This is a genomic window from Brevundimonas vancanneytii, from assembly GCF_901421975.1.
In the GTDB taxonomy this organism is placed as follows: Bacteria; Pseudomonadota; Alphaproteobacteria; order Caulobacterales; family Caulobacteraceae; genus Brevundimonas; species Brevundimonas diminuta.
In genome coordinates this window covers 2,010,444-2,027,318 of record NZ_LR588407.1, presented here as the reverse complement: position 1 = coordinate 2,027,318, position 16,875 = coordinate 2,010,444, and the positions used below count along the sequence as shown (strand labels likewise).

The window sequence follows — 16,875 nt, the reverse complement described above, 5'->3', positions numbered from 1 at the left end:
GAACAGTATATGCCGCCAGCATGACACGTTTCTTGCTGGTTGCGATCGGCGGCGGCCTGGGGGCGATGGCGCGCTATGGGCTAGGGCTGGCCGTGGGCCGCCTGGCGCCGGGCGCGGCCTGGCCGTGGGCGACCCTGACCGCCAATGTCGCGGGCGGCCTTCTGATGGGGCTGCTGGTCGGCTGGCTGGCGTTGAGGGCGGGCGCGGGGCAGGAGAGCATCCGCCTGTTCGCCGCCGTCGGCGTCCTGGGCGGCTTCACGACCTTTTCGGCCTTTTCACTGGAAGCGGCCCTGATGATCGAACGCCGTGAAATCGTCTCGGCTTTCGTTTATGCGGCGGGTTCGGTGGTTCTCGCCATCGCCGCTCTGTTCGTCGGCCTGATGATCGCGCGCAAACTGTTTACCGGAGTGGGCGCATGAGCCGCGAAGTCCAGACCCTCTATGTCGCCGAGGATGAAGACGACATCCGCCTGGATCGCTGGTTCAAGCGCCGTTGGCCGCACCTGACCCATATCCAAGTCGAGAAGATGGCCCGCAGCGGCCAGATCCGCGTCGACGGCTCGCGCGTCAAGCCGCAGGACCGCCTGACCGCGGGCGCCGCCGTGCGCGTGCCGCCGCTGCCGGACGCCAATCCGCGCAAGCCCGGCGACCTGCACGAACTGAGCGAGCGCGACATCGCCTACGCCAAGTCGCTGGTGCTGTACGAAGACCACATGGTCATCGCCCTGAACAAGCCGCACGGCCTGGCCGTGCAGGGCGGGACTAAGACGACCAAGCACGTCGACCGTCTGCTGTCGGCCTGGGGCGAGGGGATGGACCGGCCGCGTCTGGTTCACCGTCTGGACCGCGACACCTCGGGCGTGCTGCTGCTGGGCAAGGGGCCGGAGGCGGCCAAGCGTCTGGCCGGCGCCTTCGCCCGCCGTCAGGCCAAGAAGACCTATTGGGCCATCGTCATCGGCAACCCCAAGCCTTCGGCCGGTCAGATCGACATGGCGCTGAAGAAGACCGGCATCAACGACTTCGAGATGATGCGCCCGGCCGAGCCCAAGGATCCCAAGGGTGAACCGGCCGAAACCGCCTTCGCCACCATCAGCCGCGCCGCCCACCGCGCTGCCTGGATGGCGCTGCGCCCCTTCACCGGCCGCACGCACCAGCTGCGCGCCCACATGGCCGCCATCGGCCATCCGATCCTGGGCGATCCCAAATACGGCGACGACAAGTCGCGTGAACTGTCCGGCCCGCTGAAGCTGCAGCTTCACGCCCGCCGCATCGAGCTGGACCACCCGGGCGGCGGCAAGCTGATCGTCGAGGCTCCGCTCAGCCCTGAGATGAAGGCCGGTTTCAACCATTTCGGCTTCTCCGAGGACGAGGCCGACGAAGATCCCTTCGAGGGCGTGCGGCGGATGCGATGAACACAGGCGCGGCGGTCCAGATGCGGCTTCAGCGCGCCCAGGCGCTGGCCCAGCAGGGCGACCTGCCGGGCGCCCTGGCCGTGCTGGAGCAGGCGACGCCGGGCGAGCGGGCCGGGGTTCAGTCGTTTCAGGTCGATCTTCTGAAGGCGTTGGACCGCAAGGAGGAGGCCCTGGTCATCCGCCGCGCCCAGGCGGCCGCCACGCCCGGCAGCGTCGTCGCGCAGCATAATCTGGCCAGTTCTCTGGGCGACACAGGCCGCAACCTCGAGGCTGTCGAGGCGGCGCGGCGGGCCTTCGCCAATGGCGGAGATGCGCCTGAGACCTGGTTGGTGCTGGCCCGCGCCCTGTCTGGTTGCGGCCGTCATGACGAGGCGGACGACGCCTATCGCCAGGCCTTGAAGCGTCGGCCCGTTTATGGCGACGCCGTGCGGGAGCTGGCGCAACTGATCTGGATGCGCGGCGGAGGTCGTGAGGCTGCGGCGGCGCCGGTGCTCGACGCGCTGAAGGCCGCGCCTGGCGACGCCGAACTGCTGACCTGTCTGGCGGTGGTCCTGATGTATGGGGGCGCTGATCCGCGCGAGGCCTGGGGCGAGTTGACCCGCCGCGTGCGCGACGGCGGCGTACGGGCCGCCATGGTCGAGATGGCGGCGGGCCAGTTGGCGTTGAAGTTCGATCCGGCGCTGGCTGTGGATCATGCGCGCGCGGCGACGCAGGCGGCGCCGAACACGCTCGAACCGTGGACCAGTCTGGCCGAGGCCATGATCGCCTCTGGCGACCCCGATGGAGCGCTGGAGATCCTGCGCCAATTATTGGCTGCGCCCACCCCGGATCAGAAGGTTCTGGCCCTGCACGCCACGGCCAGCCGCCTGAAGGGGCAGGCCGACGCCCTGGGGTTGGATGACCTGGAGGGTCTGGTCGGCGCCCTGACCATCGATACGCCGCCCGGCTGGAGCGACTTGGCGGCCTATCTGGCCGACCTCAAGGCGGCGCTGCTGGCGCAACACGCCTATCAGAACCACCCGCTGGGCCAGAGCCTGCGGCACGGGACGCAGACGCCGGTGGACCTGACCCTGGTCGACGATCCGGCCATTCGCGCCTTCTTCACCGCCATCGACGGGCCGATCCGCCGTCATCTGGCGCGGCTGGGGCAGGGTGAGGATTCTGTTCGCGTCCGAAACTCTGGAAGCTATCGGCTGAAGGGCTGCTGGTCGGTGCGGCTGGCGCCGGGCGGTTTCCACGAACACCATATTCATCCGAAGGGCTGGTATTCTTCGGCCTGCTACATCGAGGTGCCGCCGGTGGTCGAGGCGGGCGGGCGCGAAGGCTGGCTGGCCCTGGCCCAGCCGCCGTTCCCGACCTCGCCGCCGCTGGAGCCGCTGCGGTACGAGAAGCCGGAGCCGGGCAAGCTGGTGCTTTTCCCGTCCTGCCTGTGGCACGGCACCGTGCCTTTCAGCGGCGACCAGCCGCGCCTGTCCGTCGCCTTTGACATCGTGCCAGCCTGACATGACCGCTTCCGACGCTCCTCTCGCCGTCTTCGACATCGACGGCACCCTGGTCGACAGCCGGGCCTCCATCCATCGTGCGGCCTGCGAGGCGGCGCAGGCGCTGGGCCTGCCCGAGCCGGAATATGATCGGGTGCGTCAGATCGTAGGCCTGAGCCTGCATCACGCCCTGCACGTGCTGGAGCCGTCGCTGACCGACGCCGAACTGGCCGACTTCGTCGCCGCGTTTCAGGCCAGTTTCCGCGCCATGTATGAGGCGGGCCATGAGGAGCCGCTCTATCCCGGCGTGATGCAGACCCTGCGGCGGCTGAAGCGCGACGGCTGGCGGCTGTCGCTGGCGACCGGCCAGAACCGGCGCGGCGTGGCCCGCAATCTGGCGCGGCCCGAATGGAGCGATCTGTTCCTGTCCAGCCACTGCGCTGAGGACGGGCCGGGCAAGCCGGACCCAGCCATGCTGCGCGCCGCCATGACGGCCTGCGGGGCCGACATCGCCTCGACCGTCATGATCGGCGACACCAGCCACGACATCACGATGGCTGTGGCGGCGGGCGTGCATCCTCTGGGCGTCGGCTGGGGCTTCCACACGGTGGAGGAGCAGGCGGCGGCGGGCGCGCTACACATCGCCGATGATTTTCCTGACCTTGAGGCGGCGCTCGATCGTTTCGCCTCGACCAAGCTTTTCGCCTAGAAGTCCGCCATGTCCCATATTCCTTCGCTTGATCCCAACGTCGCCGCCCAGAAGGGCTTTCGCGAGTCCGAGGAACGCATCAAGCGTTTCTGGAAGGCCGCCGAGGTCGAGGCCCGTGACGGCGGCTGGGTCGTCCTGCTGGACGGCCGCGCGCCCAAGACGCCCGCCGGAAACGCCATCGTCCTGCCGACCGAGGCGGCGGCTCGCCTCGTGGCCGACGAGTGGAACGCCCAGGGCGAGCACCTGACGCCCGCGACCATGCCCGCCACCCGTCTGGCCTCGACCGCCATCGACCGGGTCAGCCAGACGCGCGGGCCTGTAGCCGAAGAGATCGCCCGCTACGCCGGATCGGACGTGCTTTGCTATCTGGCCGAGACGCCGTCGGGCCTGATCGAACGACAGCAGGCGGAATGGGGGCCGTGGCGCGACTGGGCCGCGCGCGAGCTGGGCGTCGAACTGCATACCGTTGAGGGCATCATCCATCGGCCGCAGGCGCCGGAAGCTCTGGCGCGGGTCGAGGTGCTGGCGCTGGAGATGGACGACTTCGCCCTGACCGGGCTGGCGACGGCGGTGCCGCTGTTCGGCTCGGCGGTGCTGGGGCTGGCGGTGCAGCGCGGAGCGCTGGCGGGCGAGGCGGCGCTGGACCTGTCGCGTCTGGACGAAGCCTTCACCGAAGAGCGTTGGGGCGTGGACGAGGAGGCGGCTGTCCGCACGGCCGCTCACCGCGCTGAAGCGTTCCTGCTGCAACGGTGGTTTGAGGCGTTGCGCTGAGGCGGCTCAGCCCTTGATCAGCGCAGCGCGCTCGTCCGCCGTCAGCATCCGCCAACGGCCTTCCGGCAGGTCGCCCAATTTCACGGGGCCGATGCGGATGCGATAGAGGTCGACGACCTCCAGCCCGACCAGCTCGCACATGCGGCGAATCTGGCGGTTGCGGCCTTCGCGCAGGATGAAACGCAGGCGCTGCGGCTCCATCTGGGTGACGCGGGCAGGCTTCAACTGGCGACCGTCCAGCTCCAGGCCGTGGCGCAGTTTGGTCAGCTTGGCCTCGGTCACGACGCCAGCGACGCGGACCAGATATTCCTTGTCCAGATCGGACTGTGGGCCGATCACCGCCTTGGCCACCACGCCGTCTGACGACAGCATCAGCAGACCGCGCGAATCCTCGTCCAGTCGCCCGACGGGGGCAGGGAGGCGTCGCGCGCGGGCGTCTCGCCGTCGCCGACCCGGTTGGCCGTGGTCAGCAGGCGCACGGCCGGAATCTTGCCCGGCTCAGGCTGGCCCGAGACATAGCCGACCGGCTTGTGCAGCAGGATGGCGACGCCCGCCGCCAGCGCCGCCTCGCCCGTGTCGTTCAGCGTCAGGGTCTGGCCCGGTTCGATCTTGCGGCCTGCGTCGCGCACGACCTCGCCGTCGATGCTGACCAGCCCCTCGGCGATCAGGCCCTCGGCCTCGCGGCGCGAGCAGACGCCGCTCTGACCCAGCCACTTGTTGATGCGGACGGGGTCTGGGCCGTCATAGGTGCGGGTGAAGGCCATGGCCTGACTTGAGATCTCCAGCGGTGCGACCGGCTGTGTAGGGCCCGCTCGCGCATGGAGGCAAGGGCGCTGCTGTGGCTGGGCGGTTCAGGTGTTCTTAGGTCGGGTTGAGTTCACTTTTGCGTCGTCAAGTTGACCTTGAGCATCATAAGCCTATATCAGCAGTCACCCTGATGTTTTTGCCGCATTCGCTTCCGATTGATTCGGATTGCGACGTTTGCCGTGTTTGATCCGGTTGCGGCGTACAGGGCGGGACGGTTTCTTGTAATCGTCCACGAATATTGATCGATAACCTTCGAAGGAGACGTTTTGTACGCTCAACGCAAGACCACGACCGCCCCTCGTTCCCGCCAATACGGCAATCGCCCCGCGCCCGCCCGCCTGCGCTTCGGCCTGATCATGCGCAAAGGCATGGATTTCGGCGAACTGGGCGACATGGAGACCGCCCTGCGCTTTGAGGGCGTGTCGCTGGCCCCGATCTCGACCGGCGAGGGCAGTCTGGTTTCGGGCGGGCTGACCGTTCTGGCCACGGCGACGGCCGACGACATCAGCGGCGGCCGTGTTCAGGGCGTGGTGGTTCCGGGCGGCGTGTCGGATGAAGCCGGTCTGGTTCAGGTCAAGGCGCTGGTGAACCTGGCCAAGGCGCAGGGCCTGCCGGTTCTGGCCTTCGCTGACGGCGTGGCTGTGGCGGCTGAAAGCTTTGGCGAAGCGGCCGATGCGCCGGGCGCGGCCTTCCGCGACGGCAAGGTGGCCATGCTGAACGACCGCGCCGAACTGACGGCTGTGGTCGCCGCCATCTAAACCCGGCGGAAGATCAGGCTCAGATTGTTGGCGGGCATGGCCCGTCGCAGCGTCAGGGCCAGGCCATGCGACCGGGCGAGCGTTTCGACCTCGCCCCGGTCGCGCAGGCCCCATGCGGGATCGCGCGCCTTCAGGCTGTCGTCGAAGGCGGCGTTGGACGGGGCCAGCGGAACCTCGGCCTCGCGATAGGGGCCATAGAGGTACAGCAGACCGCCGGGGCGGATCAGAGACCGTTCCGCCAGCCGCATCAGGCCCTGGGCCGCCGACCACGGGCTGATGTGGATCATGTTGATACAGATGATGGCGTCCAGCGGCTCCGACGGCCAGCGGGCGTCATCCAGCATGTCGACCGCCTGGGCGGGGCGCAGGTTCGCCGCGCCCGCCTTCATTCGCCACGCCTCGATGCTGGCCCGCGCCTCCGCGCTGGGGTCGCTGGGCGTCCAGTCCAGGCCGGGCAGGGCGGTTGCGAAGAGGGCGGCGTGCTGGCCCGATCCGGCGGCGATCTCAAGCACCCGGCCCTGAACGGGCAGATGGGCGCGCAGCACCTCCAGTATGGCCGCGCTGTTGCGCTCGGCGGCGGGCGAGATCAGGGCGCTCGATAAGGCGTCCCGCGTCGACTTTACAGAATCCATCGTCTTCACGCCGAAGGAGATAGCCCTTGAGACGCGCTCTGACGATTTAAATATGCGTGTGGATGGAGTGAGCCGGATAACGGGGGAATGAAACGTGCAGCGGTTGACCTAACGTCCCTCGGGGTTCATTGGCCCCCGTTACACAGCGTGATCAGCTTATTGCGTGACGGCGACGACAGATCGCTGCGCGCAGCTTCAGGAGAGCAAGACGTGACGCAATCGATTCCCGGACTCCATCCGGCGCCGACTGAACACAAGGGCCTCGTCGCCTGGGTGGAGCAGATCGCCGCCCTGACCAAGCCTGACCGTGTTCACTGGTGCGACGGCTCGGCCGCCGAGAAGTCCGCCATCGTCGCCGATCTGATCGGCAAGGGCACGCTGAAGGAGCTGGATCAAGCCAAGCGCCCCGGCTGCTACTACGCCGCCTCGGACCCCAAGGACGTGGCCCGCGTCGAGAGCCGCACCTTCATCTGCTCGGAAGATGAAGCCGACGCCGGTCCGACCAACAACTGGTCCGACCCGGTTGAAATGCGGGCCCGTCTGGACGGCCTGTTCGACGGCTGCATGAAGGGCCGGACGATGTACGTCGTTCCGTTCTGCATGGGCCCGCTGGGCTCCAAGATCTCCGCCCTGGGCGTTGAGATCACCGACAGCGGCTATGTCGCCGTGTCGATGGGCGTCATGACCCGCATGGGCAAGGGCGCGCTGGACATGCTGGGCGCCGACGGCGTCTTTGTCCCCGCCGTTCACACCCTGGGCGCGCCGCTGGCCGAAGGTCAGGCCGATGTGGCCTGGCCCTGCAACGACGACAAGTGGATCGTCCACTTCCCCGAGACGCGGGAAATCTGGTCCTACGGCTCGGGCTACGGCGGCAACGCCCTGCTGGGCAAGAAGTGCTACGCCCTGCGCATCGCCTCGATCATGGCCCGCGACGAGGGGTGGCTGGCCGAGCACATGCTTATCCTCAAGCTGACCAGCCCCGAAGGCGTGTCGAAGTACGTCGCCGCCGCCTTCCCGTCGGCCTGCGGCAAGACCAACCTGGCCATGCTGCAACCGGCGCTGGACGGCTGGAAGGCCGAGACGGTCGGCGACGACATCGCCTGGATGCGTTTCGGCGACGACGGCCGCCTGTACGCCGTGAACCCGGAAGCGGGCTTCTTCGGCGTGGCGCCGGGCACCAGCCGCAACACCAACAAGAACGCGCTCGAAACCCTGACGCGCGACACCATCTTCACCAACGTGGCCCTGACCGCTGACGGCGACGTCTGGTGGGAAGGCCTGTCGAAGGAAGCGCCGGAAGGCCTGACCAACTGGAAGGGCCAGCCGCACGATCCGGCCTCGGGCGAGCCTGCGGCGCACCCGAACTCGCGCTTCGCCGTCTGGGCTGGTCAGTGCCCGTCCATCGCGCCGGAGTGGGAAGACCCCGCAGGCGTGCCGATCGACGCCATCCTGTTCGGCGGTCGCCGCGCCTCGGCCGTGCCGCTGGTGACGGAAGCCTATGACTGGGAGCACGGCGTCTTCATGGGCTCGACCGTGGCCTCCGAAGGCACCGCCGCCGCCGAGAACAAGGTCGGCGAGCTGCGCCGCGACCCCTTCGCCATGCTGCCGTTCTGCGGCTACAACATGGGCGACTACTTCGGCCACTGGCTGAAGATGGGCGAAAAGGCCGATGCGTCGAAGCTGCCGCGCCTGTTCTTCGTCAACTGGTTCCGCAAGAACGAGGACGGCCAGTTCGTCTGGCCGGGCTTCGGCGACAACGCCCGCGTGCTGAAGTGGATCGTCGAGCGTCTGGAAGGTCAGGCCGAGGCCGTGGACACCCCGGTCGGCCGCGTGCCGTCCAAGGCCGCGCTGGACCTGTCGGGTCTGACGCTGACGGACGCCGATCTGCAGATCCTGCTGGACGTCGACGCCGACGTCTGGACCGAGGAAGCCGCCCTGATCCCCGCCTTCTACGAGAAGTTCGGCGATCGCCTGCCCAAGGCCCTGTGGGACCAGCACGCCGCCCTGACCAAGCGTCTGGAAGAGGCGCGCGCGGCCAAGCTGGCGGCTGAATAAAAGACCGTCCTCAACGGTTGAAATCAGGGCGCGGGAGGTCGAAGGACATCCCGTGCCCCTTTTTAATTCTCCCGAACCTTCCTTCGACGTCGTGGTCATCGGCGCGGGCGCGCTGGGCCTGTGCGCGGCGGCGGAGTTGAGACGACGCGGACGCCGCGTTGCGGTGGTAGACCCCGGCGGCGTCAACGCTTCGGCGGTAGCGGCAGGCATGATCGCGCCGGCCATGGAATGCGCCATCGACGATCTGTCGCCCGAGGCGGCGCAAGTGTTGCGTCGCGCGCGCGACCTGTGGCCCGCCTTCGCAGAGGCGACGGGCGTGCGGCTGTATGGCGATCTGGCGGAATGGCGCGGCGGCGACGTCGCCGAACTGGCGGCGCGGATGAAGGCGCTGGGCTTTCAGCATCAGTATGACGCCGACTCGGCGCGCCTGACGACTCATGAGGATGCGAAGGTCGATCCGCCTCAGGCGCTGAAGGCGCTGGCGCAGGGACTGACGGTGATCAAGGCGCGGGCGCTGCGCATGGCTCCGGACGCGCTCGGCTGGCAGGTCGAGACGACGACGGGCGCCGTGCGCGCGGAGCATCTGATCCTGGCCACGGGCGCCGACCCGTCGCTGGAGGGCTTGCCGCCCGAAGCGCGCACGGCGGTCGCCCGCATCACCCCCATTCGCGGCCAGATCGGTCTGGTGAAGGAGAGGTTGGTCGACCATGTCGTGCGCGGGCCGGGCGCCTATGTCGCGCCGATGGGCGAGGGCAGCGTGATCGGGGCGACGATGGAGCCGGGCGAGCGCTCGGTGACGCCCGACGCCATGCGTTGCGACGCCCTGCTGGCCGCCGCATGGAAGGTGCTGGGCCAGGCGCCGCGTCCCTTGACCATCGACTGGCGTGCGGGGGTGCGCGGCACGACGCCGGACGGCCTGCCGATGGCCGGGCAGGTCGCCTCAGGCCTGTATGTCGCGCTGGGGCCGCGTCGCAACGGCTGGCTGCTGGGGCCGCTGATCGGCGCCGTCGTTGCTGATGCGACAGAGGGCCGGCCCGTCGCCGAGCTGACCCTCCATCCCTCGCGGTTCCTTTAGTCCTTGGGCAGATCGAAGCGGATCGCCATGGTGACGCGCGCGCCGTCGACGGCCTGTCCGTCCACCGTGCGCGGGCTGAGGCGGAAGTAGCGGCTCAGGCTCACCGCCGCCCGGCCGAAGCCCTGATTGCCCGGTGTTTCCGAGGTGACCGAACAGCCGGTCAGGCTGCCGTCCACCCGCACCAGACAGGACAGTTCGGCCACCCCGCCGATCCCGCGCGCCTCGGCAGCGGACGGATAGGCCCGCATCAGCTGATCCGCCGTCGGCTTCCGCACCCAGTCGGGCTGGGTGATGACGGGAACCGGCTTGGGCGGTTCTGGCGTGATCGTCGTTCCGGCTGCGGGCTCGGTCGCGGGTTCGGTCAGGTTGATGACCGGCCCGGCGTCATGGCTGACGACGGGGCGACCGGAACCTCCAACGGGACGACGTCGCTGGGCATGACCTGCGTCGGCCGGTGGATCGGCGGCGTCGGCGCGGGCGAGGCCGTCTTCGGCTCGGGCGGTTTGACCCTGGGCGTCAGCTCCACGATCGTCGTGGGCAGGTCTTCCAAGGACGCGGGGGCGTCGGCCAGTTCGAAGCGTTGCTGATACAGCCAGACGCCGGCGCCGACATGCACCAGAGCCGAGGCGGTGATCATCGCCCATACCCATCGGGGCAGGGGTTTCTTGCGTTGCTGAAAGTCGAGGGGGCTGACCACGCCGTGGCCCCCGGCGATACGCATCATCATGACTTACGCGCCTCCTGTCGCAGGCCCTCCCCAGCACCCACGGAACAGAGTTCGCGCTTCGCTTGCGGCCTTATTGTGGCGCTTGGAATTGTTAACGGCAGGGGCGCTGCGTTAAGCTTTCGTTTACCGAGGTTAGCGACCGTTCACATATGACCGTGAAAGCGATTCCATCATCCGGCGGCGTGGAGGCGGCGATCCGGCGCGCCTCGACCTCGACCGGCGTGGACTTCGATTTCCTGATGAAGACCGCGCGTCGCGAAAGCGCGATGAATCCCAATGCGCGGGCGCCCACGTCCTCGGCCTCGGGCCTGTTCCAGTTCATCGAGCAGACCTGGCTGGGCACGGTGAAGCGGCACGGCGCCAAGCACGGCTACGGCCAGTACGCTGACCTGATCTATCAGGGCGGCGACGGGCGCTGGCAGGTGCGCGGCTCGGCTCGCAACGTCGTGTTGGACCTTCGCTTCGATCCTCAGGCCGCCTCGACCATGGCGGGGGAGCTGACGGCCTCCAACGCGGCCTATCTGCGCGGCCGCACGGGGCGCGAGCCAGGGGCGGGCGACCTGTACGCCGCGCACTTCCTGGGTCCGGCGGGCGCGGCCAAGCTGCTGGAGGCGGTGCAGTCGCGGCCGCAGACCAGCGCGGTGGCCCTGTTCCCCGAAGCGGCTTCGGCCAACCGTTCGATCTTCTATCGCAATGGCCGAGCGGCGACGGCGGCCGAGGTGCACGCCAATCTGCAGCGCACGGCGGGCGAGGCCTTCCCGGCGGTCGGCGTCGGCAGCGGCGGGGCGGCCAAGGCGGCGCCGGAGCTGAGCGAAAAGGACCGAATGCTGGCCGCGCGCATGGACCGCTTGAAGCAGGATCAGAGCCTTCTGGCGCTGTTGCTGGGCCAGGACGGGCAGGGATCAGGCGGCGGATTCGGAGGCGCATTCGCTCCGCCGCCGGATAAGGTGGCGTGACCACGCTTCCGCCTTATTCCTAAGAGGGTGTTAACTATGTAACGCTAGGGGTGACGATTGATTCCTCGCCAACCCTGAGCCTTCGAGCCATGACCGCCTACCGCGCCAGACTGACGGAAAGCGACATACGGCGCCTGATCAAGTCTGATCTGGAGGACGAGCGCGCGGCCGCCGCTCATAAATTGTGCCGCAGCATCGACCGCATGGCGCTGGATGACGTGGAGCGCGAGGCGGCGCAAAAGATTCTGAGCGTGCTGGCGGCCGATGCGGCGGAACTGGTGCGACGGGCCGTGGCGGTGACGCTGAAGGCTTCGGACATCATGCCGCGCGAGGCGGCGCGCAGGCTGGCCGGCGATGTGGACAGCGTGGCCCTGCCTATCATCAACAGCTGCCCGGCCTTCACTGACGACGACCTGATCGAGATCGTGCGCGCCGGGACGGCGCTGCGCCAGGTGGCGGTGGCGTCCCGCCCGCGCGTGCCGCGCGATGTGGCGTCGGTTTTGGTCGCCGAAGGCAGGCAGGAGGCGGTGGCCGCCCTGGCCGCAAACGACAACGCCGATCTGTCCGAGGCTGCGCTTGGCGTCGCCCTGGATCGATTCAGCGATGCGCCGGAGGTGATTTCGGCCCTGGCCTATCGTCAGGTTCTGCCGCTGTCCGTGACCGAGCGGCTGGTGGTTCTGGCCAGCGAGGCTGTGCGCGAACACCTGATCACCCGCCACGCTCTGACGCCTGAGACCGCTATCCAGTTCGCCGACTTCGCGCGGGAGCGGGCCACGATCGACCTGGTGGACCAGGCTCGTGTGACGGATGATCTGCCGACCTTTGTGGCCGGGCTGAACCGCCGCCGGGTGCTGACGCCGTCTCTGTTGCTGCGGTCCTTGGCGCGGGGGCAGATCGGCCTGTTCGAGCACGCCCTGGCCGAGTTGGCGGGTACGCCGCATCATCGCGCCTGGCTGATGGTGCATGACGCCGGGCCTCTGGGACTCAAGGCCATCTACGACCGTGCGGGCATGCCGCCACGTCTGTTCCAAGCCTTCCGCGCCGGGGTCGACACCTGGCGGGCGCTCCAGGCCGAAGGCGGGGACACCGGAAGCGCCGTCTTCCGTCAACGGATGCTGGAGCGGTTCCTGAGTCAGCGTCCCGACGCCGCGCGTGAGGATTTGGCCTATCTGCTGGAGCGGCTGGACCGCCCGGCTGACGACGGCTGGCGCGGCGCCGTCAGCGCGGCCTGAGCCGCGCTCAATCCATCAGTCGGCTTTAGCCCAGGTGCTCCGCCGCACGGGCTTCCAGGGTTTCAACCAGATCGCGTCCGACAGGATGGTCGTCGGTCTGGATCTTGTCGCGGACCACGGCCTTGATGGCGTCGATGTGGGCGTCGACCACGGCCAGGGGGGCCTGCATCCGCTTGTCGGCGTCGTCCAGCATCCGGCAGAGCGAGGCGGCGATGCGCGTGACCAGCGGGTATTCGTATGTGGTCCCCAGCCCCTTGAGGTCGTGGGCGCGGAAATAGAGGGCCTCAGCCGTTTCGGGCGTGTAGCCCTGGCTGCGGATGTCGGACTGAGCCTTGTCCAGCCTGACCACCTCGTCGTTCAACCACTGGCCGAACTGAGCCGACATGGCCTTCAGCGCCTCCTCGGCCCTGGCGATGGCGTTGGCGTCAATGCCGCCGAAGCCGCCGCCGACCTTGGCGCGCAGGGGATTGGGCGGGCGGATGACTTGGTTGGTCACGGGCGGCTCCTCAACAACAGCGGCCATTTTGTCGCGCAGAGGCTTAAAATCCGGTGACGGCGCCTCGATTATTTTACAGTTCAGGCGGCGAATTGTTCGGCCATGACGCGCTCTTCATATGAGCGGCCTGAATCGAACAGCATGGTCAGGGTGATGTCGCGACGCTCCCGCACCTCGACGCGCGAGACGCGGCGCACCTCGAAATTGTCGGCGGTGGCGCTGACCGGCCGCTTGTCCGGCTCTAGTACGTCGAAGCGCACCCGCGCCGTGTGCGACAGCAGGGCGCCGCGCCAGCGCCGGGGGCGGAAGGCGCTGATCGGCGTCAGCGCCAGGCTGGGCGCGTCCAGGGGAATGATCGGCCCGTGCGCCGACAGATTATAGGCGGTCGACCCGGCTGGCGTCGCCACCAGGCAGCCGTCGCAGGTCAGCTCCTCCAGCCGCACCTTGTCGTTGATGCTGATGCGCAGCTTGGCGCTCTGGCGCGTCTGGCGGAGCAGGGAGACTTCATTGATGGCCAGGCCGCTGTGGACCTGGCCGCTTTCGACCCAGGCGTCCATCTGCAACGGATGCAGCACCGTGCGGTCAGCCTGGGCCAGACGATCCAGCAGGTCGTCTTCCTCATAGTCGTTCATCAGGAATCCGACGGAGCCGCGGTTCATCCCATAGACGGGCGTGCGCAGCTGCAGATTGTTGTGCAGGGTCTCCAGCATGAAGCCGTCGCCGCCCAGGGCGACGATGACCTCAGCTTCGGCGGCGGGAACCGAGCCATAGCGTTCGCTCAACCGCTGGCGGGCGGCTTCGGCTTCGGGCCGGTCGCTGGCGACGAAGGTGATGGCGGTGGGATGGAACGACTGAGTCACGGCGCTACGCAAGCGGAGCGGAGGCGCGCTGTCAAACGGTCGACCCGCCTTCAGGCGCCATCAGCAGACGAAATTCATAGGCCGCCTGCGTGGTCGACCGCTGCGCCGGGCGCCAGGCCTCGCCGTCAGGATCATGCGGCAGGCCGTGGTTCAACCGACGAACCTCGCGCAGCAGGGCGGGGAAGGCGGCGCGATCCAGCCCCGCAGCGGTGCAGGCCAGAAACAGCGGTCGGGCGGTGTCGCCGCGCAGGGCGCGCCGTAAAGCTTCGGTCTCCAGACCGCTCAGCATGGTCAGGGCGTGGACGAAGAGGTCGAGTTTCTCTTCCCGCAGCGCCCGCATCAGGGTGGCGGGGCGCAGTTGTCCCGCCGCATGCAGCTTGGCGGCCAACTGGGCGGCGGCGTGATCGGGCGTGGTCTCGGCCGCTTGCTGGGCCGCTGCGGCGACCGCCGTCGCCAGGGCGGCGGCGTCCAGGCTGAAGCGCTGGGAGATGGCCTGCTTCAGGGCCTCGCCGACCCACTGATAGAGACGCAGGGCCAGATCCTCGTTCAACCGGGGGTGTCGCGTCAGCGGCGCGCGCAGGGCGGCGATGGACCGCGCCTGCTCCACCAATCGAGCCATGTCGGCGGCTTCCAGCCGCGCCGTCCCGTTGACGGCCAGGGCGGTCAGGACGGCCGGCTCGCCGCGATCGAGGATGGCGCGGGCGGGCAGGGGGTCGAGGTCAGGGCGAAGGGCCACCTGGACCTGATGGTCCAGCGAGGCTTCTTCCAGCAGGGTCAGTAGGTCGGCGTCGAGCAGCAGGGGGCTGGCGGCGATCACCGGGCGGGCGATCTCTATGGCGTCGGCGGCCAGCAGGCGCACCAGGTCCGCCGGCGCCCAGGCGGCGTCCGCCAGACGTTCGGCCAGGGCGCGGCGGATATCCTGCTCGGCGGCGCGGACCATGGCGACGAAGACCTCGGTCAGGGGCAGGCGGCGCGCCAGCCTGGCCGCCGACCGAGCAGTAGAGGTCCGCCACGCCCAGCAACAGGCGCTGTTGTTCTTCCGGCGGACGTCCGGCGGCCAAATCGATCAGTTGGTGAAGGCTGGCCAGCGGCAGGGGCTCGCTACGCGGGGAGGGCGCGAACGCCTCGATTGAGTCCACGAAACATCCCCCTGACGATGCGGCCGCGCCGCCGGCGGACAGTGTTCGCTCGTGTCGATGAAAACAGGGTTAATGAAGTCTTCCGTTTCGGTTCTTCGGCGGCGGTCGGCGACTTGACGCCGGGCCGGAGCGGAGAGAGGCTCATCTGAACGCTGATAAGGGGGAAGGCCAATGACGGACGCGGCGCGGTCGCTCAAATCCCAGGTTTCCGAGGCGGAGTGGAAGGTGCGGGTCGAACTGGCCGCGCTGTACCGCCTGGTGGCGCTGAACGGGTGGGACGACATGATCTTCACCCATATCTCGGCCCGCGTGCCGGGACCGGAGCATCACTTCCTCATCAATCCATACGGCTGGTATTTCGATGAAATTACAGCCTCTTCCCTGGTGAAGGTCGATCTGGACGGCAATGTCGTTCAGGACACGACCAGCTTCATCAACCCGGCGGGCTTCACCATCCATTCGGCGGTCCATGCGGCGCGCGAAGAGGCGCATTTCGTCATTCATCTGCACACCGTGAACGGCGTGGGCGTCGCGGCGCAGAAGGACGGCCTGCTGCCGATCAGCCAGAACGCCTGCCTGCTGCAGCATCAGGTCGCCTATCACGGCTATGAAGGCCTGGCCCTGAACCACGACGAGCGCGAGCGGCTGGTGGCGGACCTGGGCGACAAGCCGCTGATGCTGCTGCGCAATCACGGCACCCTGGCGGTCGGGAACACGGCGGCGGAGGCCTGGGTTGGGATATTCTTCCTGGAACGCACCTGCGCCCAGCAGGTCGCGGCTCTGTCGGCGGGACGCGACAACGTTCTGATCGCGCCTGACGCCGCCCAGGCCGAAACCAAGGAGCAGGGCCGGGGGATCGGCTTTATCTCCTCCCTGGCCTGGCCCGGCGCCCTGCGCCAGCTGCAGCGAAAATCGCCCGGTTACGACATCTAGAAAAAGGCGGGGGGCCGTGCGGGGGAAGGGAAGCATCGGCCTCTGGGCCGGACTGGGGTTGCTGTCTGGCGCGGGGGCGGCTCACGCCGGCGCCTGGAACCTGCCGAAGGGGCAGGGCGAGATCATCGTCAAATATGAGACTATCCGCGCCGAGGACTATTTCGCCTCCGACGGCGGGCGCGCCGACTTGCCGGGCGGGCGGCGCGACATCGCGGCCAGCGTGTTCGTCGAATATGGCTTGAGCGACCGCTTCACTCTTCAAGCCAAGGGCGAATGGCAGGACGGGCGCGACGAGTTCCTCGACTATCAGGGGCTGGGGCCGATCGAGATGGGCGTGCGCTGGCAGGCCTATCGCGACGATCGCAACGTCGCGGCCGTCTATGTCGGCTACGCCGAGGGCGGGGCGGGACGCAACGCCGGCTACGCTCCGCCGGGCGCGGGAGACAGCGACGTCGAGGTGCGGCTTCTGGCGGGCCGGTCCTTTGATCGCGGGTTTATTGATCTCCAAGCGGCGCGGCGCTGGAGGTCGGGTTTGCCCGACGAGACGCGCGCGGATGTGACGGCCGGGGCGCACCTCAACCAGGACTGGATGGTGATGGCGCAGGCCTTCGGCGGGACGGCGGATGGCGACGGCGCGGCGCGCTGGCTGTCGCTGGAGGCCTCGGCGGTGCGTCGGTTCGGAGACTGGCGGCTGCAGGCTGGCTGGCGACAGGCCGTTTCGGGTCGTGAAATTCCTGCGGGCAGAGGGCCTGTCATCGGAATCTGGCGTCGATTTTAGTCCCGATTTCCGCGACGGAATCCGAGGTTCGCCACGTTACAGATACGTTATTTGC

Annotated in this window: 19 protein-coding genes and 1 pseudogene; 13 read left to right on the top strand and 7 right to left on the bottom strand. The window is 68.5% G+C overall.

Features of this window, described 5'->3' with window-relative positions; all coding sequences use genetic code 11:
* Window positions 1–20 precede the first annotated feature (20 nt).
* The 5 genes from crcB to FGL25_RS09985 are packed head-to-tail and all read left to right on the top strand — an operon-like array spanning window position 21 to window position 4,372.
* On the top strand, window positions 21–419 hold the full coding sequence (crcB, locus tag FGL25_RS10005) for a fluoride efflux transporter CrcB (RefSeq protein WP_003164407.1): 399 nt from the start codon (window positions 21–23) through the stop codon (window positions 417–419).
* Window positions 416–1,411 carry an RluA family pseudouridine synthase gene (locus tag FGL25_RS10000; RefSeq protein WP_088411408.1) on the top strand — a complete coding sequence of 332 codons (996 nt, stop codon included), beginning with the start codon at window positions 416–418 and terminating at the stop codon, window positions 1,409–1,411. Before crcB ends, FGL25_RS10000 begins: the two co-directional genes overlap by 4 nt.
* A complete protein-coding gene (locus tag FGL25_RS09995) occupies window positions 1,408–2,913 on the top strand; it encodes a putative 2OG-Fe(II) oxygenase (protein WP_138141616.1) in 1,506 nt (501 codons plus the stop codon). The genes FGL25_RS10000 and FGL25_RS09995 overlap by 4 nt, the downstream gene beginning before the upstream one ends.
* Before the next feature lies 1 nt (window position 2,914).
* A complete protein-coding gene (locus FGL25_RS09990; protein WP_138141615.1) occupies window positions 2,915–3,601 on the top strand; it encodes an HAD-IA family hydrolase in 687 nt (228 codons plus the stop codon).
* 9 nt (window positions 3,602–3,610) lie between these two features.
* On the top strand, window positions 3,611–4,372 hold the full coding sequence (locus FGL25_RS09985) for an ATP12 family chaperone protein (RefSeq protein ID WP_128116516.1): 762 nt from the start codon (window positions 3,611–3,613) through the stop codon (window positions 4,370–4,372).
* Window positions 4,373–4,378: 6 nt separating this feature from the next.
* Here the strand turns inward: FGL25_RS09985 and FGL25_RS09980 are convergent.
* Window positions 4,379–5,136, bottom strand: a pseudogene (locus FGL25_RS09980) (pseudouridine synthase).
* A 309-nt stretch (window positions 5,137–5,445) separates the two neighbouring features.
* On the opposite strand from FGL25_RS09980, the gene FGL25_RS09975 reads away from it, so the two are divergent.
* Window positions 5,446–5,937 (top strand): hypothetical protein, encoded by a 492-nt coding sequence (locus FGL25_RS09975; RefSeq protein ID WP_252970115.1) that lies wholly within the window; start codon window positions 5,446–5,448, stop codon window positions 5,935–5,937.
* On the opposite strand, the gene FGL25_RS09970 is transcribed toward FGL25_RS09975, so the two are convergent.
* Window positions 5,934–6,569, bottom strand: coding sequence for a DUF938 domain-containing protein (locus FGL25_RS09970; RefSeq protein WP_138141614.1), 636 nt, complete (start codon window positions 6,567–6,569; stop codon window positions 5,934–5,936). The two genes, FGL25_RS09975 and FGL25_RS09970, sit on opposite strands and share 4 nt — an antisense overlap.
* 210 nt (window positions 6,570–6,779) lie before the next feature.
* On the opposite strand from FGL25_RS09970, the gene FGL25_RS09965 reads away from it, so the two are divergent.
* Window positions 6,780–8,624, top strand: a complete 1,845-nt coding sequence (locus FGL25_RS09965; protein ID WP_138141613.1) for a phosphoenolpyruvate carboxykinase (GTP) — start codon at window positions 6,780–6,782, stop codon at window positions 8,622–8,624.
* A 52-nt stretch (window positions 8,625–8,676) separates the two neighbouring features.
* Window positions 8,677–9,699, top strand: a complete 1,023-nt coding sequence (locus FGL25_RS09960) for an NAD(P)/FAD-dependent oxidoreductase (RefSeq protein ID WP_252970114.1) — start codon at window positions 8,677–8,679, stop codon at window positions 9,697–9,699.
* Here FGL25_RS09960 and FGL25_RS17510 read toward each other — a convergent pair.
* Entirely contained in the window at window positions 9,696–9,947 is a 252-nt protein-coding gene (locus FGL25_RS17510) for a TonB family protein (RefSeq protein WP_252970113.1), read from the bottom strand. The genes FGL25_RS09960 and FGL25_RS17510 overlap by 4 nt on opposite strands.
* 113 nt (window positions 9,948–10,060) lie before the next feature.
* A complete protein-coding gene (locus FGL25_RS17505; RefSeq protein WP_252970112.1) occupies window positions 10,061–10,426 on the bottom strand; it encodes a hypothetical protein in 366 nt (121 codons plus the stop codon).
* 149 nt (window positions 10,427–10,575) lie between these two features.
* Between FGL25_RS17505 and FGL25_RS09950 the strand changes: the two genes are divergently transcribed.
* On the top strand, window positions 10,576–11,382 hold the full coding sequence (locus FGL25_RS09950) for a transglycosylase SLT domain-containing protein (RefSeq protein ID WP_040345036.1): 807 nt from the start codon (window positions 10,576–10,578) through the stop codon (window positions 11,380–11,382).
* A gap of 89 nt (window positions 11,383–11,471) precedes the next feature.
* Window positions 11,472–12,614 carry a DUF2336 domain-containing protein gene (locus FGL25_RS09945; RefSeq protein WP_138141612.1) on the top strand — a complete coding sequence of 381 codons (1,143 nt, stop codon included), beginning with the start codon at window positions 11,472–11,474 and terminating at the stop codon, window positions 12,612–12,614.
* A 25-nt stretch (window positions 12,615–12,639) separates the two neighbouring features.
* On the opposite strand, the gene FGL25_RS09940 is transcribed toward FGL25_RS09945, so the two are convergent.
* The 3 genes from FGL25_RS09940 to FGL25_RS09930 are packed head-to-tail and all read right to left on the bottom strand — an operon-like array spanning window position 12,640 to window position 14,910.
* Window positions 12,640–13,137 carry a hypothetical protein gene (locus FGL25_RS09940; RefSeq protein ID WP_003164422.1) on the bottom strand — a complete coding sequence of 166 codons (498 nt, stop codon included), beginning with the start codon at window positions 13,135–13,137 and terminating at the stop codon, window positions 12,640–12,642.
* 53 nt (window positions 13,138–13,190) lie between these two features.
* Complete coding sequence (locus tag FGL25_RS09935) at window positions 13,191–13,970, bottom strand: NAD kinase (protein ID WP_003164423.1); 780 nt, start codon at window positions 13,968–13,970, stop codon at window positions 13,191–13,193.
* A gap of 31 nt (window positions 13,971–14,001) precedes the next feature.
* Window positions 14,002–14,910, bottom strand: coding sequence for a DUF2336 domain-containing protein (locus FGL25_RS09930; protein ID WP_252970111.1), 909 nt, complete (start codon window positions 14,908–14,910; stop codon window positions 14,002–14,004).
* On the opposite strand from FGL25_RS09930, the gene FGL25_RS17500 reads away from it, so the two are divergent.
* The 3 genes from FGL25_RS17500 to FGL25_RS09920 all read left to right on the top strand — a co-directional run bounded on the left by FGL25_RS17500 (window position 14,909) and on the right by FGL25_RS09920 (window position 16,820).
* Window positions 14,909–15,103, top strand: a complete 195-nt coding sequence (locus tag FGL25_RS17500; RefSeq protein WP_252970110.1) for a hypothetical protein — start codon at window positions 14,909–14,911, stop codon at window positions 15,101–15,103. The genes FGL25_RS09930 and FGL25_RS17500 overlap by 2 nt on opposite strands.
* 177 nt (window positions 15,104–15,280) lie before the next feature.
* Window positions 15,281–16,042, top strand: coding sequence for a class II aldolase/adducin family protein (locus tag FGL25_RS09925; RefSeq protein ID WP_138141611.1), 762 nt, complete (start codon window positions 15,281–15,283; stop codon window positions 16,040–16,042).
* A 16-nt stretch (window positions 16,043–16,058) separates the two neighbouring features.
* On the top strand, window positions 16,059–16,820 hold the full coding sequence (locus tag FGL25_RS09920; RefSeq protein ID WP_252970109.1) for a hypothetical protein: 762 nt from the start codon (window positions 16,059–16,061) through the stop codon (window positions 16,818–16,820).
* Window positions 16,821–16,875 lie beyond the last annotated feature (55 nt).